Raw genomic sequence first — 3,471 nt, 5'->3', positions numbered from 1 at the left:
CGTTGACGTGGTTTGAATTTGATTTTCGAAGAGTATTAAATCTAGGTTTACTAGATTCACTGCCTCTATCTATTTATTCGGAAAAAGTTTGAAAAATACTTGCTCTGGCTCTTTCCAATGGTATTTTTTGGTGCTTTCCTTTATAATGGGTGTATGGATAAGAAAAAATTATTATTGATTGATGGGTCTTCTGTTGCTTTTCGGGCGTTTTTTGCGCTCTATCAACAGTTGGACCGTTTTAAGAATGCGGCTGGTTTGCATACCAATGCGATTTATGGCTTTCAGTTGATGTTGAGCCATTTGTTGGAACGGGTTGAGCCGAGTCATATTTTGGTGGCTTTTGATGCGGGAAAGACGACCTTCCGTACAGAGATGTATGCGGACTATAAGGGTGGTCGGGCTAAGACTCCTGATGAGTTTCGTGAGCAATTTCCTTTCATTCGTGAGTTGTTGGATCATATGGGAATTCGTCACTATGAGTTGGCTCAGTATGAGGCGGATGACATTATTGGGACACTAGATAAATTAGCTGAACAAGATGGTTTTGATATTACCATTGTCAGTGGGGACAAGGACTTGATTCAGCTGACGGATGAGCATACGGTGGTTGAAATTTCCAAAAAAGGTGTGGCTGAGTTTGAGGCCTTTACGCCAGAATATCTTATGGAAAAGATGGGCATTACACCGACTCAGTTTATCGATCTTAAGGCGCTTATGGGAGATAAGTCGGATAATATTCCTGGGGTGACCAAAATCGGTGAAAAGACGGGTATCAAGCTCTTGCTGGAGCATGGTTCGCTTGAGGGTATTTATGAAAATATCGATGGGATGAAGACTTCTAAGATGAAGGAAAATCTCATCAATGATAAGGAACAGGCCTTTTTGTCGAAAACACTGGCGACCATTGATACCAAGGCACCGATTGAGATTGGTTTGGAGGATTTGGTCTATAGTGGTCCAGATGTTGAAAATCTCGGGAAATTCTACGATGAGATGGGCTTCAAACAGCTCAAGCAGGCTTTAAATGTGTCGTCAGCTGATGTGGCTGAGAGTTTGGACTTTACTATTGTTGACCAAATCAGTCAAGATATGCTGACTGAAGAGTCTATCTTCCATTTTGAGCTTTTTGGTGAGAATTACCATACGGATGATTTGGTTGGTTTTGCTTGGTCTTGTGGAGATAAGCTCTATGCCACAGACAAGCTTGAGCTTTTGCAAGAGCCTATTTTTAAGGATTTTCTAGAAAAAACACCTCTGAGAGTTTATGACTTTAAGAAGGCTAAAGTTCTCTTGAATCGTTTGGGTATTGATTTGCAGGCGCCTGCTTTTGACAGCCGTTTGGCTAAATATCTCCTTTCGACTGTGGAGGACAATGAAATTGCGACCATCGCTAGTCTTTATGGTCAGACTTATTTGGTTGATGATGAGACTTTCTATGGTAAGGGAGTCAAGAAGGCCATTCCTGGACGCGAGAAATTCTTGGAACATTTGGCTCGTAAGCTTGCTGTGTTGGTCGAAACAGAGCCTGTTTTGCTTGAAAAACTTAGCGAAAATGGGCAGTTAGAGCTTCTTTATGATATAGAGCAACCTCTGGCCTTTGTCCTTGCCAAGATGGAAATCGCTGGGATTAAGGTTAAAAAAGAAACCTTGCTTGAGATGCAGGCTGAAAATGAGCTTGTCATTGAAAAACTAACTCAGGAGATTTACGAACTGGCTGGTGAGGAGTTTAATATCAACTCGCCTAAGCAGTTGGGCGTACTTCTCTTTGAAAAATTGGGACTTCCTCTAGAATACACTAAGAAAACCAAAACTGGATACTCGACAGCGGTGGATGTGTTGGAGCGTCTAGCTCCTATTGCGCCAATTGTTAAGAAAATTCTTGACTACCGTCAGATTGCTAAGATTCAATCTACCTATGTAATTGGCTTGCAGGACTGGATTTTGGCTGATGGAAAGATCCACACGCGCTATGTGCAGGATTTGACTCAGACTGGGCGTCTGTCTAGTGTGGATCCAAACTTGCAAAATATTCCTGTGCGTTTGGAACAGGGGCGTCTCATTCGTAAGGCTTTTGTGCCAGAGTGGGAGGATAGTGTCCTTCTCAGCTCGGACTATTCACAGATTGAATTACGCGTTTTGGCGCATATTTCTAAGGATGAGCACTTGATTAAGGCTTTCCAAGAGGGGGCAGATATCCATACTTCGACAGCCATGCGGGTCTTTGGCATTGAGCGTCCTGAGGATGTGACTGCAAACGACCGTCGCAATGCCAAGGCGGTTAACTTTGGAGTGGTTTATGGGATTTCAGATTTTGGTTTGTCTAATAATTTGGGCATTAGCCGTAAGGAAGCCAAGGCCTACATTGATACCTACTTTGAACGCTTCCCAGGTATTAAAAACTACATGGATGAAGTGGTGCGTGAGGCGCGTGATAAGGGCTATGTAGAGACCCTCTTCAAGCGTCGTCGTGAGTTGCCAGATATCAATTCGCGCAACTTTAATATTCGTGGTTTTGCGGAGCGAACTGCCATCAACTCTCCTATCCAGGGTTCGGCAGCAGATATTCTCAAGATTGCCATGATTCAGCTAGATAAAGCCTTGGTTGCAGGTGGTTATCAGACTAAGATGCTTCTGCAAGTGCACGATGAAATCGTCCTTGAAGTTCCTAAATCGGAACTAGCAGAGATGAAAAAATTGGTCAAAGAAACCATGGAAGAAGCCATTCAACTCAGTGTTCCCCTTATTGCAGACGAAAATGAAGGGGCAACCTGGTACGAGGCTAAATAAAAAGGGGGCTAGTCCTCCTTTTTTGTAGTAGAATTCTGCAAGCCTTTTCAAATTGTGCTATACTGATGAAAAAGGAGGATTTCTATGAGTCAAGAATTTATCAATCCAAGTGATGGTGTGATTCGTCAGTATCTAGCAACGAGTAAAACCCTTGCTGTAGTGGGTTTATCAGACCGTGAGGAAACAACCAGCAATCGAGTGACCAAGGAAATGCAGGCTCGAGGTTATAAAATCATTCCAGTCAATCCCAAGGCGGCAGGTGGCGAAATCTTGGGTGAAAAGGCTTATGCTAGTCTAGCAGAGATTCCTTTTCCTGTAGATATTGTCAATGTTTACCGTCGCAGTGAATTTTTGCCAGATGTGGCGCGTGATTTTCTCAAGGCTGATGCTAAGATTTTTTGGGCACAGCTAGGACTTGAAAGTCTAGAAGCGGAAGAGATTTTGCGTGCTGGTGGATGCGATGACATTGTGATGAATCGCTGCATCAAGAGAGAACATACTCGCTTGATTAAGGAAGCATAAGAAAAAGGTAGCTGGTGGGCTACCTTTTGTGTTATACTCAATGAAAATCAAAGAGCAAACTAGGAAACTAGTCGCAGGCTGCTCAAAACACTGTTTTGGGGTTGTAGATAGAACTGACGAAGTCAGCTCAAAACACTGTTTTGAGGTTGTGGATAGAACTGA

The 3,471-nt window shown here is 43.0% G+C and carries 2 protein-coding genes; both read left to right on the top strand.

Features of this window, described 5'->3' with window-relative positions:
• The first annotated feature begins 153 nt into the window (after nucleotides 1-153).
• Nucleotides 154-2,787, top strand: a complete 2,634-nt coding sequence (gene polA / locus ADH54_RS01860; protein WP_049523797.1) for a DNA polymerase I — start codon at nucleotides 154-156, stop codon at nucleotides 2,785-2,787.
• 84 nt (nucleotides 2,788-2,871) lie between these two features.
• On the top strand, nucleotides 2,872-3,309 hold the full coding sequence (locus tag ADH54_RS01855; RefSeq protein WP_023932883.1) for a CoA-binding protein: 438 nt from the start codon (nucleotides 2,872-2,874) through the stop codon (nucleotides 3,307-3,309).
• Nucleotides 3,310-3,471: the final 162 nt, after the last annotated feature.

It is taken from the genome of Streptococcus pseudopneumoniae, from assembly GCF_001072315.1.
In the GTDB taxonomy this organism is placed as follows: domain Bacteria; phylum Bacillota; class Bacilli; order Lactobacillales; family Streptococcaceae; genus Streptococcus; species Streptococcus pseudopneumoniae_R.
Note: the sequence above shows the minus strand (reverse complement) of the source record. Positions and strands in the feature narration are given on the sequence as shown.

What these genes read in the sequence shown, in the direction of transcription:
- polA (WP_049523797.1), top strand. Translation starts at nt 154, where the DNA reads ATGGATAAGAAAAAATTATTATTGATTGATGGGTCTTCTGTTGCTTTT.
- ADH54_RS01855 (WP_023932883.1), top strand. Translation starts at nt 2,872, where the DNA reads ATGAGTCAAGAATTTATCAATCCAAGTGATGGTGTGATTCGTCAGTAT.